Annotated in this window: 22 protein-coding genes and 1 riboswitch; of the genes, 11 read left to right on the top strand and 11 right to left on the bottom strand. The window is 71.0% G+C overall.

Annotation, left to right across the window (positions count from 1 at the left end; translation table 11 throughout):
- Window positions 1-64 precede the first annotated feature (64 nt).
- Both ACSHXN_RS17040 and ACSHXN_RS17035 read left to right on the top strand, forming a co-directional pair.
- The gene (locus ACSHXN_RS17040; RefSeq protein ID WP_355141550.1) at window positions 65-397 is read left to right on the top strand and encodes a hypothetical protein; all 333 of its coding nucleotides are present in this window, start codon (window positions 65-67) and stop codon (window positions 395-397) included.
- 7 nt (window positions 398-404) lie between these two features.
- Entirely contained in the window at window positions 405-1,589 is a 1,185-nt protein-coding gene (locus tag ACSHXN_RS17035; protein WP_356111939.1) for a glutathionylspermidine synthase family protein, read from the top strand.
- Here the strand turns inward: ACSHXN_RS17035 and rocD are convergent.
- Window positions 1,586-2,791, bottom strand: a complete 1,206-nt coding sequence (rocD, locus tag ACSHXN_RS17030; RefSeq protein ID WP_438303304.1) for an ornithine--oxo-acid transaminase — start codon at window positions 2,789-2,791, stop codon at window positions 1,586-1,588. The two genes, ACSHXN_RS17035 and rocD, sit on opposite strands and share 4 nt — an antisense overlap.
- Before the next feature lie 101 nt (window positions 2,792-2,892).
- A riboswitch (ZMP/ZTP riboswitch) is annotated at window positions 2,893-2,986 on the top strand.
- A 32-nt stretch (window positions 2,987-3,018) separates the two neighbouring features.
- Here rocD and ACSHXN_RS17025 point away from each other — a divergent pair.
- A complete protein-coding gene (locus ACSHXN_RS17025; protein ID WP_383358078.1) occupies window positions 3,019-4,467 on the top strand; it encodes a glycine hydroxymethyltransferase in 1,449 nt (482 codons plus the stop codon).
- Window positions 4,468-4,488: 21 nt separating this feature from the next.
- On the opposite strand, the gene ACSHXN_RS17020 is transcribed toward ACSHXN_RS17025, so the two are convergent.
- Window positions 4,489-5,169, bottom strand: coding sequence for a hypothetical protein (locus ACSHXN_RS17020; protein ID WP_356111942.1), 681 nt, complete (start codon window positions 5,167-5,169; stop codon window positions 4,489-4,491).
- An 82-nt stretch (window positions 5,170-5,251) separates the two neighbouring features.
- Between ACSHXN_RS17020 and trpS the strand changes: the two genes are divergently transcribed.
- Together trpS and ACSHXN_RS17010 are read left to right on the top strand one after the other, a co-directional pair.
- A complete protein-coding gene (gene trpS / locus ACSHXN_RS17015) occupies window positions 5,252-6,268 on the top strand; it encodes a tryptophan--tRNA ligase (protein ID WP_383358080.1) in 1,017 nt (338 codons plus the stop codon).
- Between the two features lie 157 nt (window positions 6,269-6,425).
- Window positions 6,426-7,007, top strand: coding sequence for a 2'-5' RNA ligase family protein (locus ACSHXN_RS17010; RefSeq protein ID WP_438303303.1), 582 nt, complete (start codon window positions 6,426-6,428; stop codon window positions 7,005-7,007).
- 27 nt (window positions 7,008-7,034) lie between these two features.
- Here ACSHXN_RS17010 and ACSHXN_RS17005 read toward each other — a convergent pair whose 3' ends face one another.
- A complete protein-coding gene (locus ACSHXN_RS17005) occupies window positions 7,035-7,802 on the bottom strand; it encodes a decaprenylphospho-beta-D-erythro-pentofuranosid-2-ulose 2-reductase (protein ID WP_355136023.1) in 768 nt (255 codons plus the stop codon).
- Window positions 7,803-7,968: 166 nt separating this feature from the next.
- On the opposite strand from ACSHXN_RS17005, the gene ACSHXN_RS17000 reads away from it, so the two are divergent.
- Complete coding sequence (locus ACSHXN_RS17000) at window positions 7,969-8,880, top strand: YihY/virulence factor BrkB family protein (protein ID WP_355136025.1); 912 nt, start codon at window positions 7,969-7,971, stop codon at window positions 8,878-8,880.
- On the opposite strand, the gene ACSHXN_RS16995 is transcribed toward ACSHXN_RS17000, so the two are convergent.
- Window positions 8,828-10,090 carry a D-alanyl-D-alanine carboxypeptidase family protein gene (locus ACSHXN_RS16995; protein ID WP_438303302.1) on the bottom strand — a complete coding sequence of 421 codons (1,263 nt, stop codon included), beginning with the start codon at window positions 10,088-10,090 and terminating at the stop codon, window positions 8,828-8,830. The genes ACSHXN_RS17000 and ACSHXN_RS16995 overlap by 53 nt on opposite strands.
- 112 nt (window positions 10,091-10,202) lie before the next feature.
- On the opposite strand from ACSHXN_RS16995, the gene ACSHXN_RS16990 reads away from it, so the two are divergent.
- The 3 genes from ACSHXN_RS16990 (at window position 10,203) to ACSHXN_RS16980 (ending at window position 13,436) form a co-directional block, all read left to right on the top strand.
- Window positions 10,203-10,445 carry an SCO4848 family membrane protein gene (locus ACSHXN_RS16990; protein WP_059128518.1) on the top strand — a complete coding sequence of 81 codons (243 nt, stop codon included), beginning with the start codon at window positions 10,203-10,205 and terminating at the stop codon, window positions 10,443-10,445.
- A gap of 17 nt (window positions 10,446-10,462) precedes the next feature.
- Window positions 10,463-11,722, top strand: coding sequence for a metallophosphoesterase (locus ACSHXN_RS16985; protein WP_438303301.1), 1,260 nt, complete (start codon window positions 10,463-10,465; stop codon window positions 11,720-11,722).
- 157 nt (window positions 11,723-11,879) lie between these two features.
- Window positions 11,880-13,436, top strand: coding sequence for an ABC transporter substrate-binding protein (locus tag ACSHXN_RS16980; protein ID WP_355136031.1), 1,557 nt, complete (start codon window positions 11,880-11,882; stop codon window positions 13,434-13,436).
- Between the two features lie 18 nt (window positions 13,437-13,454).
- Here the strand turns inward: ACSHXN_RS16980 and ACSHXN_RS16975 are convergent, their stop codons facing one another.
- Both ACSHXN_RS16975 and ACSHXN_RS16970 read right to left on the bottom strand, forming a co-directional pair.
- The gene (locus tag ACSHXN_RS16975) at window positions 13,455-14,924 is read right to left on the bottom strand and encodes a sensor histidine kinase (RefSeq protein WP_355136033.1); all 1,470 of its coding nucleotides are present in this window, start codon (window positions 14,922-14,924) and stop codon (window positions 13,455-13,457) included.
- On the bottom strand, window positions 14,921-15,625 hold the full coding sequence (locus ACSHXN_RS16970) for a response regulator transcription factor (protein ID WP_355136035.1): 705 nt from the start codon (window positions 15,623-15,625) through the stop codon (window positions 14,921-14,923). The genes ACSHXN_RS16975 and ACSHXN_RS16970 overlap by 4 nt, the downstream gene beginning before the upstream one ends.
- A gap of 159 nt (window positions 15,626-15,784) precedes the next feature.
- On the opposite strand from ACSHXN_RS16970, the gene ACSHXN_RS16965 reads away from it, so the two are divergent.
- Window positions 15,785-18,214, top strand: a complete 2,430-nt coding sequence (locus ACSHXN_RS16965) for an MMPL family transporter (RefSeq protein WP_355136200.1) — start codon at window positions 15,785-15,787, stop codon at window positions 18,212-18,214.
- 207 nt (window positions 18,215-18,421) lie between these two features.
- On the opposite strand, the gene ACSHXN_RS16960 is transcribed toward ACSHXN_RS16965, so the two are convergent.
- Genes ACSHXN_RS16960 through ACSHXN_RS16950 form a run of 3 tightly spaced genes read right to left on the bottom strand, consistent with a single transcriptional unit; the run spans window position 18,422 to window position 20,070 of the window.
- A complete protein-coding gene (locus ACSHXN_RS16960) occupies window positions 18,422-19,162 on the bottom strand; it encodes a TetR/AcrR family transcriptional regulator (protein ID WP_355136039.1) in 741 nt (246 codons plus the stop codon).
- Window positions 19,163-19,173: 11 nt separating this feature from the next.
- Window positions 19,174-19,659, bottom strand: coding sequence for a thiol-disulfide oxidoreductase DCC family protein (locus ACSHXN_RS16955; RefSeq protein WP_438303300.1), 486 nt, complete (start codon window positions 19,657-19,659; stop codon window positions 19,174-19,176).
- A gap of 3 nt (window positions 19,660-19,662) precedes the next feature.
- Entirely contained in the window at window positions 19,663-20,070 is a 408-nt protein-coding gene (locus ACSHXN_RS16950; RefSeq protein WP_355136043.1) for a hypothetical protein, read from the bottom strand.
- Window positions 20,071-20,347: 277 nt separating this feature from the next.
- On the opposite strand from ACSHXN_RS16950, the gene ACSHXN_RS16945 reads away from it, so the two are divergent.
- Window positions 20,348-21,289 (top strand): hypothetical protein, encoded by a 942-nt coding sequence (locus ACSHXN_RS16945; protein ID WP_355136045.1) that lies wholly within the window; start codon window positions 20,348-20,350, stop codon window positions 21,287-21,289.
- A gap of 48 nt (window positions 21,290-21,337) precedes the next feature.
- Here ACSHXN_RS16945 and ACSHXN_RS16940 read toward each other — a convergent pair whose 3' ends face one another.
- Both ACSHXN_RS16940 and ACSHXN_RS16935 read right to left on the bottom strand, forming a co-directional pair.
- Window positions 21,338-21,631 (bottom strand): hypothetical protein, encoded by a 294-nt coding sequence (locus ACSHXN_RS16940; protein WP_355136046.1) that lies wholly within the window; start codon window positions 21,629-21,631, stop codon window positions 21,338-21,340.
- Window positions 21,632-21,642: 11 nt separating this feature from the next.
- Entirely contained in the window at window positions 21,643-22,212 is a 570-nt protein-coding gene (locus ACSHXN_RS16935) for a hypothetical protein (RefSeq protein WP_355136048.1), read from the bottom strand.
- Window positions 22,213-22,245: the final 33 nt, after the last annotated feature.

Raw genomic sequence — 22,245 nt, 5'->3', positions numbered from 1 at the left:
AAACTCACCGACGTCTCACCGACGTCCCACTCAACGAAGTCTCACTCGACGGGGGAACACGAACATGGCGGACACACGCCGGCAACTGCGCTCGGGCACGGTCGTCCTCGGTGGCATGGGACTCCTCGCCGCCGCCCTCACCGCCTGCTCCTCGGACCCGGACAAGCGCTGTGTCGACCGCGACAGTTACACCCTCGGCCGGGGCTACCGGGTCGTCGCCGACAAGAACTGCACGTCGGCCGAAACATCCTCCCACGGCTCCTGGTACTACGGCGGCAAGAAGAAGAGCGGCTTCGTCGACGGCGGTTCCTTCACCCGGCCCGGCAAGGGGTCCGGCGGCGGGAGCCACAGCGTCGACCGGGGCGGCTTCGGCAGCCACGGCAAGTCCGGCGGCTGAGCCCGCCGTGGAACGCCGCACCGTCGAGCCGCGTCCCGGCTGGCAGCGGACCGTCGAGGCGCAGGGCCTCGTCTACCCCCTGACCCGCCACCCGGACGACTCGCTGCGCCCGTACTGGGACGAGAGCGCGTACTACGTCTTCACGCTGCCCGAGGTCGAGGCGCTGGAGGGGACCGTCGAGGAACTGCACGGGATGTGCCTGGCCGCGGCCGGGCACATCGTCGCCGCGGACCGCTTCGCCGACCTCGGGCTCACCGAACCGCGCGTCGTGGCAGCCGTCGCCGAGGCCTGGCACCGCCGCGCCGAACTCCCCTCCGTGTACGGCAGATTCGACCTGCGCTACGACGGCACGGGACCGGCGAAGCTGCTGGAGTACAACGCCGACACGCCCACGTCCCTGGTCGAGGCGGCCAGTCCCCAGTGGTTCTGGATGGAGGACCGCTTCCCGGACGCCGACCAGTGGAACTCCCTGCACGAACGCCTGGTCGCGGCCTGGAAGAAGCAGTCCGCCCTCCTTCCGCCCGGCAGCCCGCTCCACTTCGCGCACTCCTCGGCCGACGAGCTCGGTGAGGACCTGATGACGATCGCCTATCTGAAGGAGACCGCCGAGCAGGCCGGTCTCGACACCGACTGGATCTCCATGGAGGAGATCGGCTGGGATCCGCTCTCCGGGCGTTTCGTCGACAACAGGCTCCGGTTCGTCCGCAGCTGCTTCAAGCTCTACCCCTGGGAGTGGCTGACCACGGACCGCTTCGCCGGACACGTCCTGGACACCCTCGACAACGGCGGCGGTACGGGCAGCACCCTGTGGATCGAGCCCGCCTGGAAGATGCTGCTCAGCAACAAGGCGCTCCTGGCGATCCTCTGGGAGCTGTACCCGGGTCATCCGAACCTGCTCCCCGCCTACCTGGACGGCCCCCGCGATCTGGCCGGCACCGCGGGCTACGTCGCCAAGCCGCTCCTCGGCCGCGAGGGCGAGGGGGTGACGGTCCACGAGCCGGGGCCCGAGCCCGTCGTGCGCGACGAGGCGTGCTGCTACCAGGAACTCGCGCCCCTGCCGTCGTTCGACGGCAACCGCGTCGTCCTCGGGGCCTGGGTCGTCGGGGACGAGTCGGCGGGGCTCGGCATCCGCGAGTCCTCCGGCCTGATCACCGACGAGTACGCCCGCTTCCTGCCGCACGTGATCCTCTAGAGGCCAAGGACCTCCCGCAACCGGGCGAGCCCCCAGTCCAGGTCCTCCTCGCCGATGACGAGCGGCGGGGCGATGCGGACGGTGGACCCGTGGGTGTCCTTCACCAGGACACCCCGGTCCATCAGCTTCTCGGCGACCTCCCGGCCCGTGCCGCAGCCGGGATGGATGTCCACCCCCGCCCACAGACCGCGCCCGCGTACCCCGGTGACCCGGCCGGTGCGGGCCAACGCGCCCAGCTCACGGTGCAGACGGTCGCCCAGCTCCGCGGCGCGTGCCTGGTACTCCCCGGACCGCAGCATCGCGATCACCTCGAGCGCCACCGCGCAGGCGAGCGGGTTCCCGCCGAAGGTCGAACCGTGCTCGCCCGGCCGGAACACCCCGAGCACCTCGGCGCTCGACACCACGGCCGACACCGGCACGATCCCGCCGCCGAGCGCCTTGCCGAGCACGTACACGTCCGGGACGACACCCTCGTGCTCGCAGGCGAACGTCCGTCCCGTCCGGCCGAGACCCGACTGGATCTCGTCGGCGACGAAGAGCACGCCGCGTTCACGGGTGAGCTCCCGTACCGCGGGCAGGTAGCCGGCGGGCGGCACCAGCACGCCCGCCTCGCCCTGGATCGGTTCGAGCAGCACCGCCACCGTGTTCTCGGTCATCGCCGCGCGCATCGCGGTCAGATCGCCGTAGGGCACGATCTCGAAGCCCGGCGTGTAGGGCCCGAAGTCCGCGCGTGCCGCGGGGTCGGTGGAGAAGCTGATGATCGTCGTCGTACGGCCGTGGAAGTTGTTGCCCGCGACCACGATCTTCGCCCTTCCGGCGGGCACGCCCTTGACCCGGTAGCCCCACTTGCGGGCCGTCTTGACGGCGCTCTCCACCGCCTCGGCGCCCGTGTTCATCGGCAGCACCATCTCCATGCCGCACAGCGCCGCGAGCTGCTCGCAGAACGCCCCGAACCGGTCGTGGTGGAACGCCCGGGAGGTCAGTGTCACCCGCTCCAGCTGCGCCTCGGCCGCTTCGATCAACCGCCGGTTGCAGTGGCCGAAGTTCAACGCCGAGTACCCGGCGAGCAGATCCAGATAGCGGCGCCCCTCCACATCCGTCATCCAGGCCCCGTCCGCGGTGGCCACGACGACGGGGAGGGGGTGGTAGGTGGGCGCGCTGTGTGCCTCGGCCACGGCGACGAAGGTGTCGGTGATGCTCACGGGGCTCCCCTTCCGGCCGGGCGAGGACGTTTTCCCCCTTCCTATCGTCGCTCGCATGGTGGACGCGGGAGCCTGGCCGACGGGCCTGCCCGGTAGTCTGAGCGACGGGCCGTGACTGGCGCGCTGGGATGGGACCGACCATCGGGGAGCGGCCCGTAGTCGAGCGATCGAGTGCCGTGCGCCTGGGCCGACCGTGAACGCTGAACGCCCGCCGTCCGGAGGTCCCCATGCCAGAGCAGCCACTCTCCACCGAGTCCGCGGCCTTCCGAGCCGCCCTGGACGTGATCCGCGCCGTGGAGCCGAGGGTGGCCGACGCCATCGGCCAGGAGATCGCCGACCAGCGCGAGATGCTCAAGCTGATCGCCTCCGAGAACTACGCCTCCCCGGCCACGCTGCTGGCGATGGGCAACTGGTTCAGCGACAAGTACGCCGAGGGCACCGTCGGCCGCCGCTTCTACGCCGGCTGCCGCAACGTCGACACCGTCGAGTCGCTCGCCGCCGAGCACGCCAAGGAGCTGTTCGGCGCCCGGCACGCCTATGTCCAGCCGCACTCGGGCATCGACGCCAACCTGGTCGCCTTCTGGGCCGTCCTCGCCCAGCGGGTCGAGGCCCCCGCCCTGGAGAAGGCCGGTGTCCGCCAGGTCAACGACCTGTCCGAGGAGGACTGGTCCGAGTTGCGCCGGTCCTTCGGCAACCAGCGCATGCTCGGTATGTCCCTGGACGCGGGCGGTCACCTCACCCATGGCTTCCGCCCGAACATCTCCGGCAAGATGTTCGAGCAGCGCTCGTACGGCACGGACCCGGTCACGGGCCTGATCGACTACGAGGCCCTGCGTGCCTCGGCCCGCGAGTTCAGGCCGCTGATCATCGTGGCGGGCTACTCGGCCTACCCCCGCCTGGTGAATTTCCGGATCATGCGCGAGATCGCCGACGAGGTCGGCGCGACGCTCATGGTCGACATGGCGCACTTCGCCGGCCTCGTCGCGGGCAAGGTCCTGACCGGCGACTTCGACCCGATCCCGCACGCCCAGATCGTGACGACGACCACCCACAAGTCGCTGCGCGGCCCGCGCGGCGGCATGGTCCTGTGCGACGACTCGCTCAAGGACCAGGTCGACCGCGGTTGCCCGATGGTGCTGGGCGGTCCGCTGCCGCATGTGATGGCCGCCAAGGCGGTCGCCCTTGCGGAGGCCCGGCGGGAGTCCTTCCGCGACTACGCCCGGCGGATCGTCGACAACTCCCGCGCCCTGGCCGAAGGCCTGGTGCGCCGCGGCGCCACCCTCGTGACCGGCGGCACCGACAACCACCTGAACCTGATCGACGTGGCCTCCTCCTACGGCCTCACCGGCCGTCAGGCGGAAGCGGCGCTGCTGGAGTCGGGCATCGTCACCAACCGCAACGCCGTCCCGGCCGACCCGAACGGAGCCTGGTACACCTCGGGCATCCGCATCGGCACGCCGGCGCTGACCACCCGCGGCCTCGGCGTCGTGGAGATGGACGAGATCGCCGGCCTGATCGACCGTGTGCTGACCGAGGCCGTCCCCGGCACCACGGGCAAGGGAACCCCCTCGAAGGCCCAGCACGTGCTGGACCTCAAGGTCGCGGACGAGGTCGCCCGCCGGGCGTCCGACCTGCTGACCGGCTTCCCGCTGTACCCGGAGATCGACCTGAGCTGACCGGGGCCCGCGCGGCGACCGTCACCGGAGGTCTCCGAGATCGATGAGCTCCTGTCGCGGCGGTCCGGCTTCCCGCCGGGCCGCCGCCCGCCGCAGCGCGACGAACACGCCGCCGCCCCCCAGCACCAGCCCCGCCCCGAGTCCCCCGGCGCCCCAGCGCAGTACGTCCGCGGAGCCGTCCTCGGCGGCGACGCGCTCCCCGAGGAGGCCGCCCTCGGCCAGCCGGTCGAAGACCGACCGAGGCACCCGCCGCCACCGGATGTCGTCGTCGGACACGTCCGGTGCCGGGTCCGAGCGCACCCACGCCGTCCCGTCCCCCGCCAGGAAGACCTGGTCCTCCCGCTCGATGGCCACGTCGCCGCCGGGTGCCCTGCGGGTGTAGGGCCAGCCCCCGATCCCGGTCAGCGCCCACACGACGGTGGCCCGTACCCGTGGATACCGGCCCCGGGTCCAGTCCTCCGGCACCTGCTCCGTTCCACTGTCCATCGGGGACAGCAGTTGCAGCAGCAGCGCGAAGTCGCGGTCACCCGAGTGCAGTGCCGTCGTGCGGCCGCTGCCGCCCGCCACGACGAGCGCCACGTCGGGTATGTCCTTGCTCACGGCCTGCGACGGAGCGGTGGCCGCCGTCAGCGCCGCGACCGTCACCGCCAGGGTCGCCAGCAGCCTGCCAGGCCCGCGCACGAGGCCCCCCTTGTTTGTCATGTCCCCTTGTTACACCGTCGACGACGCTTCGGTCCGCACCCGTTTCCCGCACGTTCCGGAGGGGGCCCCTCGACCTGAGAGAATGGCGGACATGGCCTCTCTTCGCGTGCTCTCCGGGATCCAGCCCACCGCCGGCTCGTTCCACCTCGGCAACTACCTCGGCGCCGTCCGCCAGTGGGTTGCCCTCCAGGAGACCCACGACGCGTTCTACATGGTCGTCGACCTGCACGCGATCACCATCCCGCAGGACCCCGCTGAGCTGCGCGCCAACACCCGGCTCGCCGCCGCCCAGCTGCTCGCGGCCGGGCTCGACCCGGAGCGGTGCACGCTCTTCGTGCAGAGCCACGTCCCCGAGCACGCCCAGCTCGCCTGGATCATGAACTGCCTCACCGGCTTCGGCGAGGCGAGCCGTATGACCCAGTTCAAGGACAAGTCCGCCAAGCAGGGCGCCGACCGTGCGAGCGTCGGCCTGTTCACGTACCCGATCCTCCAGGTCGCGGACATCCTGCTGTACCAGGCCAACGAGGTGCCGGTCGGTGAGGACCAGCGCCAGCACATCGAGCTGACCCGCGACCTCGCCGAGCGCTTCAACGGCCGGTTCGGGGACACCTTCACGGTCCCGCGGCCGTACATCCTGAAGGAGACGGCGAAGATCTACGACCTTCAGGAGCCGTCGATCAAGATGAGCAAGTCGGCGTCCACGCCGAAGGGCCTGATCAACCTGCTCGACGACCCGAAGACCACCGCCAAGAAGGTCAAGAGCGCCGTCACGGACACCGACACCGTCATCCGGTACGACCCGGAGGAGAAGCCGGGCGTCAGCAATCTGCTGACCATCTACTCGACCCTCAGCGGTGCGAGTGTCGCGGAGCTGGAGGAGAAGTACGCCGGCAAGGGCTACGGTGCGCTCAAGACGGACCTCGCCGAGGTCATGGTCGACTTCGTGACGCCGTTCCGGGAGCGCACCCAGCAGTACCTGGACGACCCCGAGTCACTCGACTCGATCCTGGCCAAGGGCGCGGAGAAGGCGCGTGCGGTCGCGGCGGAGACCCTCTCGCAGGCATACGCGCGGGTCGGCTTCCTGCCTGCCAAGCACTGACCCCCACCAGGCCCCGGCGCGCCGCGGAGTGCTGCACTCCACTCCGTCTGCGCCTGCCCGGGGGCACGGACCTGGCCGTACAGTCGGAAGCCGAACATCTCCGCGGCGGCTCGTCCTGCCCCGGGCCACGCACACCAACACGACGACAGGAGACGACGTGGGGACCGTAACGATCGGTGTGTCGATCGCGGTCCCGGAGCCTCACGGCAGCCAGCTCCAGGAGCTGCGCGCGGGCTTCGGCGACGCCGCGGCTCACGGCATCCCCACGCACGTCACCCTGCTGCCTCCGACGGAGGTCGACGCCCGCGAGCTGCCCGTGATCGAGGCGCACCTCGTCGAGGTCGCGGAGGCCGGCCGGCCCTTCCCGATGCGGCTCGCCGGGACGGGCACGTTCCGGCCCCTGTCGCCCGTCGTGTACGTCAGGGTCGTCCAGGGCGCCGAGGTGTGCACACGGCTGCAGAAGCAGGTCCGGGACGCCTCCGGGCCGTTGGCCCGCGAGCTGCTCTTCCCGTACCACCCGCATGTCACGGTCGCGCACGGCATCGACGAGGCGGCGATGGACCGGGCCCACGAGGAGCTCGCCGACTACCGCGCAGAATGGCCCTGCACCGGGTTCGCGCTGTACGAGCAGGGCGCGGACGGCGTCTGGCGCAAGCTGCGGGAGTTCGTGTTCGGTGGCGCGGTCGTGCCGCCGCAGGCGTGCGCACGGGCCGAGGACGCCACCCTCCCGCTGTCCTAGGGCCTGTCGTCGGCCCGAGGACAGCGCTCACCGGACGGGCAACCGCCGGAACAGCGCCCGGGGCACGTGCCGCAGCGCCGACATCACCAGTCGCAGCGCTCCCGGCACCCACACCACCTCCGACCGCCGGCGCAGGCCGATCTCGATCGCGGCGGCGATCTCCTCCGGTGTCGAGGCCAGAGGCGCCGCGTCCCGGGCCGGTGTCCCGCGTCTGCGGACCGAGGCGGGGCGTACGACCATGACGTGCACGCCGGTGCCGTACAGCGCGTCGCCCAGGCCCTGCGCGAACGTGTCGAGCCCCGCCTTGCTGGAGCCGTAGATGAAGTCCGCGCGGCGGGCGCGCTCACCGGCGACCGACGACAGCACCACCAGCGCGCCGTGGCCCTGGTCCTGGAGCGCACGGGCGCACACCAGCCCCGCGGAGACCGCGCCCGTGTAGTTGGTCTGCGCCACACGTGCCGCGGCCATCGGGTCGCGCTCGTCGGTCGCCTGATCGCCGAGCACACCGAACGCGAGGATCACCACGTCGATCTCGCCCTCCGTGAACACCTTCCCGAGGACGCTCTCGTGGGCCTCCGGGTCGAGCGCGTCGAAGGCCACCGTGCGGGTGTCGGCCCCGAGTTCGCTCAGGTGCTCGGCTGCCCGCTGAAGGCCGGGGGAGGGGCGCCCTGCCAGCCATACGGTCCGGGCGCGGCGGGCGACGAGGCGGCGCGCGGTGGCCAGCGCGATCTCGGACGTGCCGCCGAGAACCAGCAGGGACTTCGGAGGGGTGAAGGCGTCCTTGAGGGCAGGCATGACCGTGACCGTAGCGCCGAGAAACGGGCATAACATCTCAATGTCCTCGGTCTGTACGGCTCCTCACCGGAATGGGCGAGTCGCCGTACGCGGCCGACGATGCCGCATGCTGCGCCCACGGGGGTACCCGAGGAGTGACCGAGGGACACGAGGGGAGATTCGGATCATGGACTGGCTGAAGAAGCTCCCCGTCATCGGGCCGTTGGTCGTACGTCTCATGGCCACGCACGCCTGGCGCTCCTACGAGCGCCTCGACCGCGTGAAGTGGACCCGGCTCGCCGCCGCGATGACGTTCATCAGCTTCGTGGCGCTCTTCCCGCTGCTCACCGTCACCGCCGCGATCGCCGCCGCGACCCTCAGCGAGTCCCGCCAGAAGGAGCTGCAGAACAAGATCGCCGAGCAGTTCCCCGGCATCTCCGGCCAGCTCGACATCCACGGGCTGGTGCAGAACGCGGGCACCGTCAGTCTCATCGCCGGCGCCACGCTGTTCCTCGTGGGCATCGGCTGGGTGGCCCAGGTGCGGGACTGCCTGCGTGCCGTGTGGGAGCTGCCCGACAGGGGTGAGAACCCCGTGCTGGCCAAGGCCAAGGACGGGGTGGTGCTCGTCGGCCTGGGCGGCGCGATCCTGGTGACCATCGCCGTGTCCACCGTCGCCTCGGTGCTGATCGACCGGGTGGCCGGGCAACTGGGTCTGGAACGAAACGGCTGGGGCAGCGTCCTGCTCCAGGTCGCCGCCCTCCTCGTCGCCGTCGTCGCCGACTTCCTGGTCCTGCTGTACGTCCTCACCCTGCTGCCCGGCGTCGAACCCCCACGGCACCGGCTGCTGACCGCCGCCCTGATCGGCGCGGTCGGCTTCGAACTGCTCAAGCTGCTGCTCAGCGGATACATCCAGGGCGTCGCCTCGAAGAGCATGTACGGCGCCTTCGGGGTACCCGTCGCCCTGCTGCTGTGGATCAACTTCACCGCGAAACTCGTGCTGTTCTGCGCCGCCTGGACGGCGACGCGGAGCAGCGATTCCGACGGTGTCAGGGGCGCGTCCGGCGGCGCACCAGATCCGGCAGCGGCCAGCGGCGGTTGACCAGGAAGACGCCCGCCGCGAGCAGCACGAGCGCACCGGCGGCGATGGCGAGCGCCACGCCGACCCCGCCGGAGCCGCTCTCCCGCACCGAGGCGGCCACCGGCCCGGCCGAGGTCTGCTTCCCACCCGCGGCGGCCGTCGCGGGCGCGCTGGGCTGTGCGCCCGTCTGTGCGCCCCGCGGCGCGACGAGTTCGCCCACCGGAGTCACCTTCTCGGCCGCGCCGAAGCCCCAGTCGAGCAGCCGGGCGGCCTCCTTGTAGACCTCGTTGTGGTCCTTCTTCTCCGGGTTCATCACGGTGACGAGCAGCACCCGGCCGCCGCGCTCGGCGACCCCCGTGAAGGTGGCGCCCGCGTTGGTGGTGTTGCCGTTCTTCACACCCGCGATGCCCTGGTACGGGGTCATGTCGAAGTCCCCGGCCAGCAGCCGGTTGGTGTTCTGGATCTCGAAGGACCCGCGGGTCGTCTTGCCGTGCTTCTTCGTGCTCTCGCCCGGGAATTTCGCCCGCACCGTCGAGCAGTACTCGCGGAAGTCCTTCTTCTGCAGCCCCGAGCGGGCGAACAGGGTCAGGTCGTAGGCGGAGGAGACCTGGCCGCCGGCGTCGTAGCCGTCGGGGCTGACCACGTGCGTGTCGAGGGCCTGGAGCTCCTCGGCGTGCGCCTGCATGTCCTCGACGGTCTGCTTCACGCCGTGGTTCATCGCGGACAGCACATGCACGGCGTCGTTCCCGGAGCGCAGGAAGACACCGAGCCACAGGTCGTGGACCGTGTAGGTCTCGCCCTCCTTTATCCCGACCAGGCTGGACCCGGCGCCCATGCCGGCCAGGTCGGAGGGAGCCACCTTGTGCTTCTCGCTCCTCGGGAACTTGGGCAGCACCGTGTCGGCGAACAGCATCTTCAGCGTGCTCGCCGGGGGAAGCCGCCAGTGCGCGTTGTGGGCGGCCAGAACGTCACCGGACTCGGCGTCGGCGACGATCCAGGAGCGCGCGGTCAGGTCCTTCGGGAGCACGGGGGCACCGCTGCCGAGGTTCGCCTGGGTTCCGGGCTTGCCCAGCAGCGCGCCGCCTACGGTCGACATCCGGGCCGGGGGAGTGGCCGCATGGGACAGGGTCGGGCTCTGCGTGTCCGCGAAGGCGGTCGCGGGAGCTGCGAGCGAGAGGGGCAACAGGGCTGCGGTGGCGAGCGCCAGACGGCGCCCGGCGATCTTCTTCATGGCGGACACGGTGGCGAAAGTACAGGGCGCGGAGCGGGAAGTCCCGCCGTATCCCGGCCGATGCTCGGTACCCCGCGCCGAGCGGCGCCCGGAGAACCGCGATACTGACCTCATGAAGCTCAGCCGCCCCGTCTCCTGGTTCCTGCTCGCCTTCGGGGTGTGGAGCTGGGTCATCTGGATCACTTTCGTCAAGAACCTGTGGAAGGACGGCAGTGGACTCGCGTTCGACGACGCGGGGAATCCGACGGCTTACTTCTGGGTGCACTTGACGCTTGCCGTCGTCTCCTTTGTCTTGGGGACTGTCATCGGCGCCCTGGGGTTGCGCGGACTGCGCGCGTTGCGGCGAACGTCATAGCGGAGGGCTGGAGAACGGTGGTCGTTGTCGTCCTGTTGATCGCGCTGACCGCCCTGGTCGCCCTGGCGGCGCTGCACTGGTTCGCGTGGCGCCGGCTGGTGCGCGACACGACCCGGGGTCCGGGCCCGGCCCGCCGTGCCGGCGCCGTGGTGCTGGTCGCCGGACCGGTGCTCATGGTCGCGGCCCTGGTCGCCGAGCGGGCCGGAGCCCCCTTCTGGCTCCAGCGCACCGTGGGATGGCCCGGGTTCCTGTGGATGGCGGTGTCGCTCTACCTGCTGCTGGCGCTGGTCGCGGGTGAACTCGTACGTCCCCTGGTCCACCTGCTGGTGCGGCGCGGGGCGCGGACGAGGGAGCCGACGCCGAGTCCCGCACCGGTCCCGGCGGGGACGGCACCCGCGCCGTCCGGGTCGAACGCGGAACCTGTCGTGGAACCGGCGCCCGCGCCCGCGGACCCCTCGCGCCGGCTCTTCGTCTCCCGGGCGGTCGGCGGCGCGGTGGCCGCCGCCACGGCCGGCACGGTGGGGTACGGCACTTACGGCGTTCTGCGCGGCCCCGCCGTGAAACGCGTCACGGTCCCGCTGGCCAGGCTGCCGCGCTCGGCCCACGGGTTCCGCATCGCCGTCGTGAGCGACATCCATCTGGGCCCGGTACTCGGCCGTGGCTTCGCACAGCGCGTGGTGGACACGATCAACTCGACCCAGCCGGACCTGATCGCGGTCGTCGGCGACCTGGTCGACGGCAGCGTGAAGGACCTGGGCCCGGCGGCGGCCCCGCTGTCCCGGCTGAGGGCGCGCCACGGCAGCTACTTCGTCACCGGCAACCACGAGTACTTCTCCGGCGCGGACCAGTGGGTCGAGGAGGTACGCCGGCTCGGTCTGCACCCGTTGGAGAACGCGCGCACGGAACTGCCCGCGTTCGACCTGGCCGGCGTCAACGACCTCGCGGGCGAGAGCGAGGGCGAGGGCCCCGACTTCGGGAAGGCGCTGGGCGAGCGGGACACCTCGCGCGCCGTGGTGCTGCTGGCCCATCAACCGCTCCAGATCCACGAGGCCGTGCGCCATCACGTGGACCTTCAGCTCTCCGGCCACACCCACGGCGGCCAGCTCTGGCCCGGCAACCTCGTGGCGGCCGCCGCCAACCCGACCGTCGCGGGCCTGGACCGCTACGGCGACACGCAGCTGTACGTCTCCCGGGGAGCGGGTGCCTGGGGGCCGCCGACGCGGGTCGGCGCTCCGTCGGACATCACGATCGTGCACCTTGCGTCGAAGCAGGCGTGAGCCTGCCACCCGGTCCGTGAAATCCCGATGGATCAAGGCTTGGACAAGTTCATTCTCATCTCAACAAATCCCTCTTCCCTCGGGTCAAACTCCTGTGATTAGGTGATCCGCGCCACAGGGGAGTGGCATGCGCTGAGTGCCTGGGGAGGGCGCGCCGATGCGTTCGGTTCGCATACGGATTCTCGCGACTGTGCTGGTCCTGGCAGGAGTGGGAGTGGGCGGGTGGCAGTTGCTGCCGGCCGCGGAGAACAACAACAAGACGATCACGGTGGGGACGACGGACGCCGTCACGTCCCTGGACCCGGCGGGGGCCTATGACGCGGGATCCTGGGCGTTGTTCAGCAGCGTGTTCCAGTCGCTGCTGACCTTCGAACCCGAGGGTGTGGAACCGGTACCGGACGCGGCGAAGAGCTGCAGGTTCGTCGGGTCGGACCTGAAGACGTACCGCTGCACCCTGCGCGACGGGCTGACGTTCCCGAGCGGGCGCACCATGACCGCCGAGGACGTCAAGTACTCCTTCGACCGGGTCAAGAAGATCAACTCCGATGTGGGCCCCGCGTCCCTGCTCGAGACGCTGGACTCGGTCGACGCCGACGGGCTCACCGTCACCTTCCATTTGTCCTCGCCCGACGCGACGTTCCCCTTCAAGGTGGCCACCGGCGCCGGAGTGATCGTCGACCACACCAAGTACCCGCAGAACGCGCTGCGCGGTGACTCCGGTGCCGACGGGACGGGCCCGTACAACCTGAGGTCGTACACGAAGGACAAGAACGCCGTCCTCGCCCCGAACACCCACTACAAGGGCAACGTCAAGGACACGGGCCGGCCCATCGACCTGCGCTACTACGGCGACCCCGCCGCGCTGGAGAAGGCCTGGAAGGCGAAGCAGGTCGACGTCGCCACGCGCCAGCTGCCGCCCGCCATGCTCGCGGACCTCTCGCCGAGCGACCCCGACCAGCGCGTCAGCGAGGCCGACAGCGCCGAGATCCGCAATCTGGTCCTGAACACCACCTCCGCCTCGCCGCTGCACGACCCCCGGGTCCGCCGGGCCATCGCGATGACGATCAACCGCGAGGAACTGATCGACAAGGTGTACGAGGGGACCACCGACCCGCTCTACTCGCTCATCCCGGCGGGTATCACGGGTCACACCACCTCGTTCTTCAACACCTACCCCACGCACAGTGTCGCCAAGGCCCGCGCCCTGCTCACCGAGGCGGGGGCGCAGGTGCCCGTCCACTTCACCTACGGCTACGGCAAGGGCCGCGGCGCCGCCGAGGAGGAGGCCACCGAGCTGAAGCGGCAGCTCGAGGCGACCGGGTTGTTCAAGGTGGACCTCCAGGGCTACGAGTGGACCGCCTTCCAGAAGCGGTACGCGGAAGGCAAGCTCGACGCGTACGCCGTCGGCTGGGTGGCCGACTACCCCGACCCGGACACCTTCACCGCCCCGCTCATCGGCACCGGCAACAGCATGAAGAACGGCTACGGCAGCAAGGCCGTCGACGGGCTGATCCTGAAGAGCCAGCTGTACTCGGACCGCGCCCGGAGCGCCGACGACTTCGAGCAGATCCAGCAGCATGTGGCGGACGACGTTCCGCTGATCCCGCTGTGGCAGCGCAAGGAGTACGTGGTCAGCAGCGAGGACGTCGGCGGAGGGCAGTTCCTGTCGGACGGTACCGGCGTCTTCCGGCTCTGGCGGCTGACCTGGATCTGACGGTCGCCGGGCGGGCGCTCACCGGTGGTCCCGGTCGTGCGCCCGCTCCGGCAGCGTGACCGTCACCGCCAGCCCTTCGCCGGGCGCCGTGCGCACCGCCACGTCGCCGCCGTGCGCTGCCACCACCCCGTGCACGATCGCCATGCCGAGCCCGCTGCCCGCACCCTGGCCCGCGCGGAAGAAGCGGTCGAAGACACGTGCCGCGTCCTCCTCCGCGAGGCCCGGCCCCTCGTCCGCGACGCACAGCCGTACGACCTCGCCCTCGCGTTCGAGACCGAGCAGCACCGGGGTGCCGGCGGGTGTGTGGACCCGGACGTTCGTCACGAGGTTGCCGAGCACCTGACGCAGACCCGACTCGTCGGCCCGTACGAGCAGCGCCCCGTCCGCGTGCACCGTCACCGGTCGCCCCGGCTGCTGGGCCCGCAGGTCCTCCGCCGCGTCCCGCACCAGCCGGCTCAGGTCCACGTTCCGGAAACGGAGTTCGGGCCGCTGGTCCAGGCGGGCGAGGACGAGGAGTTCGTCGACCAGGCGCCCCATCCGGTCCGCCTCGGCCATCATCCGCTCCCAGGACCGCTTGCGCTCGGCCGGATCGGTGAGCATCCCCTTGTCGTACAGCTGGAGGTAGCCGCGTATCGCCGACAGCGGCGTGCGCAACTCGTGCGACGCGTCCGCGACGAAGTGGCGGAGCTGGGCGGCACTGCGCTCGCGTGTGCGGTAAGCGGACTCCACCTGGTGGAGCATCGAGTTGAGCGCGGTGCGCAGCTGCTCGACCTCCAGGGAGGTCTCCTTGCTGGAGGGCATGCGCCGGGTCAGATCGCCCTCGGCGATCGCCGACGACGTCTCCACCATGTCCTCCAGCGGCCGCATCCGCCGGCCCACGCTGATCATCGTCAGCGCCGCGAGCAGGGCCAGCAGCAGGGTCCCGATGGTGAGATCGAGTCTGAGCGCCTTGGCCATGCCGGTGTGCAGCACCCGGGTCGAGCGGGCGAGCAGTACATAGGTGCCGTCCGCGAGCCGCGCACCGGTCACCCGGTAGGGGTCGCCGCGCAGGTGGATGTCGCGCGGCTGGGGGGCCACGACGAGTGCGGCGGGGTCGTGGACGGCGGAGGCGAGCGCCTGCTGGGCGTCGGTCGGCTTCAGGCCGGCGACGGTGAGCACCGTGCCGTGCCGGTCGACGGCCGCGAACACGGAGTCCGGGTTCGGCGAGTCGCCGCCGCTGTGCGGCAGCAGCCGGTCACGGACGACCGCCAGCGCGCTCAGCGAGTCGATCTCCCGCAGGGTCAGCTGCGAACGCACGAGCGAGTCGCGGGATTTGGTCAGCTCCGTGTCGATCTGCCCGAGCACGTAGTGCCGCATGCCCATCAGGCTGATGGCCGTCGCGGCCACGATGCCGAGCGCCAGCAGCCCCACGTTCGCCAGCGTCAACTTGCCGCGCAGGGAGTGGATGCCCCGTGGCCGGGGGAGCGGGGGGAGTCGGAGGAGCGTCATGCCAGGCCGTATCCGACACCCCGCCGGGTGGTGATCATCGGGGGTCCGAGCGTGTCGAGCTTGCGGCGCAGATAACTGACGTACGTCTCGACGACCGTCGACTCGGGTGGCGTGTGTTCGTACTGCCACACATGGCGCAGCAGCTGTTCCTTGGGCACGATCCGGCCTCCGTTGCGCACCAGGAAGCGCAGCAGCGCGTACTCCGTGGGGGTCAGTTCTACCGTGCGGCCCGCACGGTGCACCGAGTAGGTCGTCTCGTCCAGTTCCAGATCGCCGTAGCGCAGCGGCGGACGCTGGGGCAGGACGTCCGCCGGGCGCGTGCGCCGCAGTACGGCCCGCAGACGCGCGACCACCTCGTCTATGTTGAACGGCTTGGTGATGTAGTCGTCGCCGAAGCCGAGCGCCCCGACGATCTCGGCGGGCGCGTCGCGCGCGGTGACGAAGACCAGTGCCAGGTCCGGTCGGCGGGCGCGGAGTTCCCGGCCGAGCGCACGTCCGTCGCCGTCCGGCAGCATCACGTCGAGCAGCGCCGCGTCCGGCCGTGTCCGTTCCGCGAGGGTGAGCGCCTCGCGCACGGTGCCCGCGATCATCACCTGGAAGCGGTGGTAGCGCAGGGCGATGGCGAGGACGTCCGCGATGCTCTCCTCGTCCTCCACGACGAGAACCGTGGCCCCTTCGTGTGTTGCCTCGTTGGCCGTCATGCCCACCAGTATCCGCGGCGGCACCGGCGGCCGGGGCGGCGGGCGCTTTGGAGTTCCTTGAGAGTCGGGCGGCGGTGAGCCCGTTCGGGCCCGCCGCCGCCGATCCTGGTGCTCCGGGACCTGGGGGACGCCGATGAAGGAGGGTGGAGAGTGACGACACTGGCGCGGTGGTGCTATCGGCACCGGTTGCTGGTCCTGTTGTTGTGGGTGGGAGCACTGGTCGGGATGGGCGCGACGGCGTCCGTGAAGGGGCCCGACTACGCGAATGTCTTCTCCCTGCCGAACACGGACTCCAAGACCGCGTACGACCTGATGACGAAGGCCTTCCCGAAGGCCTCGGGCGACACCGACACGGTGGTCTGGAAGGTCGAGCGGGGATCGGTGCGCGACGAGGCGGTGCGGGCGCGGATCCAGCCCGCACTGGCGAAGATCGCGCGGATGCCGGGGATCGGCGCGGTCGGCAGCCCGTATGCGGGCCCCCAGGGCGCGGCGCAGATCAGCCGGGACGGGACGATCGCGTACGCGCAGCTCACGTTCACCGAGCGGGCCAACGAGGTGCCCCAAGAGCTGGTCCAGGACGTCGTCGACACGGCGCAGGGCGCGGAGCGCGGCGGTCTCGAGGTCGAGTTGGGCGGTCAGGCGATCACCCGGATCCAGCAGCCGCCGACCGGACTGTCCGAGATGGTCGGCATCGTGGCGGCGGCGGTCGTGCTGTTCCTGGCCTTCGGCTCGCTCTTCGCGATGCTGCTGCCGATCGCCGTCGCGGTGTTCGGCGTCGGCATCGGGCTGTTCTCCACGCAGCTGATCAGCCATGTCACGGACGTACCCGACATCGCACCGCTGCTGGCCTCGTTGATCGGCCTCGGGGTCGGCATCGACTACGCCCTGTTCATCGTCACCCGGCACCGGCGCGGCATCCTGCGCGGCATGGAACCGGAGGAGGCGGCGGTCACCGCCCTCAACACCTCCGGCCGAGCCGTGCTGTTCGCGGGCGGCACGGTGTGCATCGCGCTCGCGGGGATGCTGGTGACCAATCTGCGCTTCCTGGACGGTGTGGTCATCGGCACCTCGCTCACCGTCGTGCTGAGCGTGCTCGCGGCCGTCACCCTGCTGCCGGCGCTGCTCGGTCTGCTCGGCCCGCGGGTGCTCAGCCGCCGGCAGCGGCGGCGGCTCGCGGCCCAGGGACCCGAGCCGGAGCGGGCGAGCGGTCTCGCGGCGAAGTGGTCGGCCACGGTGCAGAAGCGCCCCCGGACGATCGCCGTGCTCGCGGTGGTGGTCATGACCGTGCTCGCCCTGCCCGTGCTCTCCCTTCGCCTCGGGGCCGCCGACCAGGGCAACGACGACGCGTCGACGACGACCCGCAAGGCGTACGACCTGCTCGCCGAGGGCTTCGGACCCGGCTTCAACGGACCGCTGCAGGTGGTCTCGGTCAGCGGTGATACGGATGTGCTGGTCCGGGGCATCCGGGAGACGGACGGCGTGGCCCGGGCGGCCGCGCTGCCGCCCGCACAGGGCGTCACGGTCATCCAGGTCGTCCCGACCACCTCGCCGCAGTCCGAGCGGACGGACAGGCTCATCGACACCCTGCGCGACGAGGTGATCCCGAAGGCGGGCGCGCAGGCCCATGTCGGCGGCGTCACGGCGGTGTCCAAGGACTTCGCGTCCGTCACGGGCGACCGGCTGCCGTACTTCATCGGGACCATCATCGGGCTCGGTTTCCTGCTCCTGCTGATCGCGTTCCGCTCGCTCGTGGTGCCCCTGACGGCCGCGGTGATGAACCTGATCGCCGCGGCGTCGTCCTTCGGCGTCCTGGTGGCGGTGTTCCAGTGGGGCTGGGGCCTGGACCTGCTGGGCCTCGGCAAGGAGGGGCCGATCCAGGCCTTCCTGCCGATCATCATGCTGTCCCTGCTGTTCGGTCTGTCGATGGACTACCAGGTCTTCCTGGTGAGCCGGATGCACGAGGAGTGGGTGCACACCAAGGACAACGCGCGCGCCGTCCGGGTCGGTCTCGCGGAGACCAGCCGGGTCATCAACTCCGCGGCGCTGATCATGGTCTGTGTGTTCCTGGCGTTCGTGCTCAGCGGCAACTCGGGCGCGGCGATGGCGGGTGTCGGGCTCGCTGCGGCCGTGGCGCTGGACGCGTTCGTCCTGCGGACGGCGCTGGTGCCGGCGGTGATGCACCTGCTCGGTGGGGCGAACTGGTGGCTGCCCGGCTGGCTGGAGAAGCGGCTGCCGCATCTGGCGGTGGAGCCGGGCGAGGAGCCGCACCAGGAGACGAGGCCGACGGCCGGTGGCGCGACGGTGGTGTACGGGTTCGTACGGGACGCGGACGGCGAGTCGGTCCAGGGAGCGGCCGTGACGCTGCTCTCGAAGGGCGGCCGTCAGCTGGACCGTGTCACGTCACTGGCGGACGGCTCGTACATCCTCGCGGTCCCCTCGCCGGGCACCTACCTCGTGGCGATCACGGCCGCCGCGTACGGATCGAAGGCCCGGCACGTGGTCGTCGGGGAGGAACCGCTGGTGCACGACGTGGAGCTCACGGGCGACGAGTGGGACGCCGTCAACCGGCCCTCTTCTGCCCGGCCTTGAGGCTCGCGCCCGTACCGAGGCCGATCTCGGCGGGCGGCGTGCCGATCTCGCCGGGGACGTGGACGCGGTTCTTCCCGTACACATCCCCGGTCGGATCGCCGCATGCGAAGGCGCCGGTGCCCGCGGCCGGCGATGTCGCGGACCGGTGCCCGAGCCTCGGAGCAGGGGCCCCGGTCTTCGAATCCGGCGGTGTTCGGGTGGTGGTGGTCACTCGGCCCGCTGCCTGCTCCCGGGGTCCGGCAGCATCCTCGTCATGCCCGGCAGGAAGTCCGTGAACAGTTCGTGCACTTCGAGGACGAGGGGCCGCAGCACGCGGAAGCGGGCCAGGGCGACACCCCGTGCGGTGAGCCGGGCGCCGCGCTCGGCCAGCCGGTAGCTGCGCTCGCGCCCCTCGGTCCTGTCGAAGATCCAATACAGCACGAGGCCCATCTGGGAGAGCCACATCAACTCGGGCAGGACGTCCCGCAGATCGGCGGAGACCTTGGTCTTCGCGCCGGCCAGCACCTCCTTGTGGACGGCGATGGCCTCCTGGCGCGCGTGCTCCGACTCGGGGGAGAAGGGGCTGAGCGGACTGTCCGGGTCGGCGGCGTTCTTGAAGAACTGCACCGCGAATTCGTGGTACGGCGTGGCGATGTCCAGCCATGCCTCCAGGACCCCGGCGAGCCGTGCCTCGAGGCCGGTCTCCCGCTCCAGGACCTCCCGGACCGCCACCCGGTGCTCGGCGGCGATCCGGTCGTAGAAGCCCTGGATCAGATGTTCCTTGCCCTCGAAGTAGTAGTAGGCGTTCCCGACGGAGACACCGGCCTCCTTGGCGATCGCCCGCATCGTCGTCTTGTCGTAGCCGCGCTCCTGGAACAGGCGCATCGCCGTCTCCAGGATGAGCGCACGGGTCTGCTCCGACTTGGTGGGCGTACCGGCCTCGTCGGCTCGGTCGTTCTTCGAGGGCACGAACAGAGAGCCTAACGAGTGGCGCAGGCGCCGCCGTCGCACCCGGGCCCGGTGTGCGTCCACCCCTGTGCCGGGTCGTAGCTCCAGCCGTCCCCCTGCCGGTAGGCGCGCCCGCCCCACTGCGCCCCGCGCCACTTGGCGGCCGCCAGCACCGCGCCCCTGGCGAGCCTGGCGCCCGTCGGCGTGCTGAGCCGGTGGGCGAGGGCACGCCGGCCGCGCAGCGCCCACAGCGTCAGGACCCAGGCGCCGGGCCCGCGGTAGAGCTGGCCTGCGTCGCCGACGACCGTGATCTCGTCGAGGGTGGCACGGTGGTCGAGTCCGGGGAAGCGCCGGCGTGCCTCCTGCGAGCCGGCCGGAACCAGGTCCAGCGGCACCAGCTGGGGCTGCCGTACCAGCCAGTCGCGCAGGAAGGTGCACAGGGAGCAATCGGCGTCGTACAGGACGGTGAGCCCGTGGACCGGGACGCGCGCGGCGTCCCGGACCTCCGGGGCCGGCACGGCTCAGGCCCCCGTCGAAGGCGTGACCCAGCCCTGCGGCCCGACGGGCGGGACCTGCTCCCGCTCCATCACACCGCGCCGCCGGATCCTGTTGAGCACGTACACGTTGCCCAGGTGCATCACACCGAGCACCAGCAGCACCACGCCGAGCTTGGTCGACAGTGCCTCGAAGATGCCGCGCGCGTCCTCGATGGTGCTGTGGCCGTTCAGATACAGCGCCACGAAGCCGAGGTTGACGAGGTAGAAGCCGACCACCAGGAGGTGGTTCACGGCGTCGGCGAGCTTCTCGTTCCCGTGCAGCACGTCCTCGAGGAAGACGCGCCCGTTGCGGCTGAGGGTGCGCGCCACCCAGACCGTCAGGGCGACGCTGATCAGCAGATAGATGACGTAGGCGATGACCGTGAGGTCCATGTCCCCACCCTTCTTGAACGCGTTCAAAAACGCTGACGGGGTTGACTGTAGACCTGTTTTTGAACGTGTTCAACTCAAGCGGGAGAGGTGTGCCTCACGGTCCGACCGCGGCGTGAGGTGACGGTCGCGCCTCCGCCTCGCACCTCGACACGGAACGCGGTTGCCGTGCCGTACGCCGGCCGGGTCACCGGGGTCCCGCCCGACCTGCCCATGGGCTGTGATCCCCGAGCGCCCATACTGAGGGGCGCCGAGGGGCGTGTGGGGAGGGCGGGGCTTCGTGCGACGGGTGCTGTCGGTGCACTTCGTGCCGTGTGCGCTGTTCGTCGCCGGGGTGCTCGCACTCGTACGGGCGGGGAGCTTCTCGGGGCGCAGCGACTGGAGCGCCGTGTGGCCGCCGCGGCCGACGGCGCTGCTCGGGGCCATCGCGACGATCACCGTCTGCGCAGCAGTTCTCGGCCTGTTGCTGCATCCGTTCCAGGTGCGTGCGGTACGCGTGCTGGAGGGCTACTGGGACCGCTGGCCGCTCACGGCCGGACTTGCGGGGATGCTGACCCGGGTCCAGCGCAGACGGTGGCAGGCGCTGCGGCGACGGGCCGAGGCGGCGACGGGCGGGGACCGGGCGCGGCGCGTGCGGGCCGACGCGCGCCGCCGCCTCGCCGCCCACCCGCCGGTCGATCTCCTGCTGCCCACGGCACTGGGCAACGCCCTGCGGGCCGGGGAGCTGACCGCCGGGGAACGCTACGGGCTGACGACGCTGACCTCGTGGCCGCGCATCTACCTCCAAGTGTCCGACCCTATGGCCGAGGTACTCCGTTCCACTCGTGACGCACTCGACACGGCGGTGAATCTCTGCTGGTCCTTCCTGCTGCTCACCGGAGCCGGATGCGCGGCCCTCTACGACGAGCCGTCGGCCTGGTGGCTGTGCGGCGCCGGCCCGGTGGTGGCGGCGGTGGCCTACAAGGGCGCCGTGACCGCGGCGCAGGCCTACTCGGGCCTCATGTACGTGGTGTACGACCTGCATCGCTTCGATCTCCTCGACGCGCTGCACCACCCACTGCCTTCGGACCGCACGAGCGAGGAGGCGACGTTCTCCGAACTGTCGGACCGGTTGGCCGGCATTCGGCGGCAGGGCAGGCCGTACGACCATGCGGCGGCACGTGGTCGTACGCGACGACATGGTCCCCCCGCCGACGACCGCGACGGCCCGCTGGAGGCATAGCGCCCGTCGTGTGGATCGGGCCGGCGTCGCGGAGCGAAAGGGCGGGCCCTAGCAGTCCCCGAGTACGGCCCGGCCCTTGTGGTACTGGGCGCGGAGTTCGCTCTGCGGGCAGAGCGCGAGCACGGCCGGCGGCAGACACCTCAACGGACACGTGGCCGCATGCAGCACCTCGAAGGCGCCGGACTGCTCGAGGTGCGCCCGGGCAGGCGATTCCCCCTGCTCGAGTGCCCTCTCCCAGTCGTCCACCTGATCGCGCGTGTAGTGGCCCCGGAACGGCCGGATGCAGGAGGGGCACTGGTGCAGGTCCACCCCGTTGCCCGGCAGCGTCACGTCGTACAGCATCAGCCGGCTCCTCAGTTCAGCGACTTGGGTTTCTCCCGGGGTCCCCCCGGGTCTTCGTGGAAGAGGTGGTGGATCCACCAGGACTCGACGAGAGCACCGGCCAGAGCCAGGCCCGCGGCCGTCCAACGCCATGCGGCCTGATCGTCGTGGGGCGGAACAAGTGCCGTGGCCACGGCAATGATCAGCAGCATGGTGCCGGTGTTGAAGGTGATGACGGCACGGCGGTTGCGCACCGACCACTGGATGAAGTGGGCGCTCCACCGTTCGAGGAGTTCGCTGTTGCGCTGCAGATCCTCCGGTGTGTACCAGGCTTCGACCGTCTGCCGGTTGTACAGGTACTTGCGGGCATCGGCGCCGATCTGCATGGTCGCGATCAAGGCGATGGCCGACGTGACGACGAGAAGCAGGGTCACGCCGGGCCACCGGAAGTCGCCGCCGTCAACGATGATCACGCCGACCAGGGACAGGGACGCGCCCGCCAGCAGGGGCGCGGCCACCGTCTGCGCCGCCGCGGACGCTTCCGGATAACCGAGGAAGTGCGGGGCCCTCGGCCCTATGTACGGTTCCTTGCTCTGCTCCACGAACCGTCCCCCACCTACTGGGCATTGGGGTCG

The organism is Streptomyces sp. HUAS TT11 (genome assembly GCF_051553595.1).
Taxonomy (GTDB): domain Bacteria; phylum Actinomycetota; class Actinomycetes; order Streptomycetales; family Streptomycetaceae; genus Streptomyces.
Note: the sequence above shows the minus strand (reverse complement) of the source record. Positions and strands in the feature narration are given on the sequence as shown.

Excerpts from the sequence above, each read along its gene's own strand:
- trpS (WP_383358080.1), top strand. The coding sequence starts at position 5,252 with ATGGCGGACATGGCCTCTCTTCGCGTGCTCTCCGGGATCCAGCCCACC.
- ACSHXN_RS16990 (WP_059128518.1), top strand. The coding sequence starts at position 10,203 with ATGAAGCTCAGCCGCCCCGTCTCCTGGTTCCTGCTCGCCTTCGGGGTG.
- ACSHXN_RS16950 (WP_355136043.1), bottom strand. The coding sequence starts at position 20,070 with ATGGACCTCACGGTCATCGCCTACGTCATCTATCTGCTGATCAGCGTC.
- ACSHXN_RS17040 (WP_355141550.1), top strand. The coding sequence starts at position 65 with ATGGCGGACACACGCCGGCAACTGCGCTCGGGCACGGTCGTCCTCGGT.
- ACSHXN_RS17020 (WP_356111942.1), bottom strand. The coding sequence starts at position 5,169 with ATGACAAACAAGGGGGGCCTCGTGCGCGGGCCTGGCAGGCTGCTGGCG.
- ACSHXN_RS17000 (WP_355136025.1), top strand. The coding sequence starts at position 7,969 with ATGGACTGGCTGAAGAAGCTCCCCGTCATCGGGCCGTTGGTCGTACGT.
- ACSHXN_RS17025 (WP_383358078.1), top strand. The coding sequence starts at position 3,019 with ATGCCAGAGCAGCCACTCTCCACCGAGTCCGCGGCCTTCCGAGCCGCC.
- ACSHXN_RS16975 (WP_355136033.1), bottom strand. The coding sequence starts at position 14,924 with ATGACGCTCCTCCGACTCCCCCCGCTCCCCCGGCCACGGGGCATCCAC.
- ACSHXN_RS16940 (WP_355136046.1), bottom strand. The coding sequence starts at position 21,631 with ATGCTGTACGACGTGACGCTGCCGGGCAACGGGGTGGACCTGCACCAG.
- ACSHXN_RS16980 (WP_355136031.1), top strand. The coding sequence starts at position 11,880 with ATGCGTTCGGTTCGCATACGGATTCTCGCGACTGTGCTGGTCCTGGCA.
- ACSHXN_RS16970 (WP_355136035.1), bottom strand. The coding sequence starts at position 15,625 with ATGACGGCCAACGAGGCAACACACGAAGGGGCCACGGTTCTCGTCGTG.
- ACSHXN_RS16995 (WP_438303302.1), bottom strand. The coding sequence starts at position 10,090 with ATGAAGAAGATCGCCGGGCGCCGTCTGGCGCTCGCCACCGCAGCCCTG.
- ACSHXN_RS17005 (WP_355136023.1), bottom strand. The coding sequence starts at position 7,802 with ATGCCTGCCCTCAAGGACGCCTTCACCCCTCCGAAGTCCCTGCTGGTT.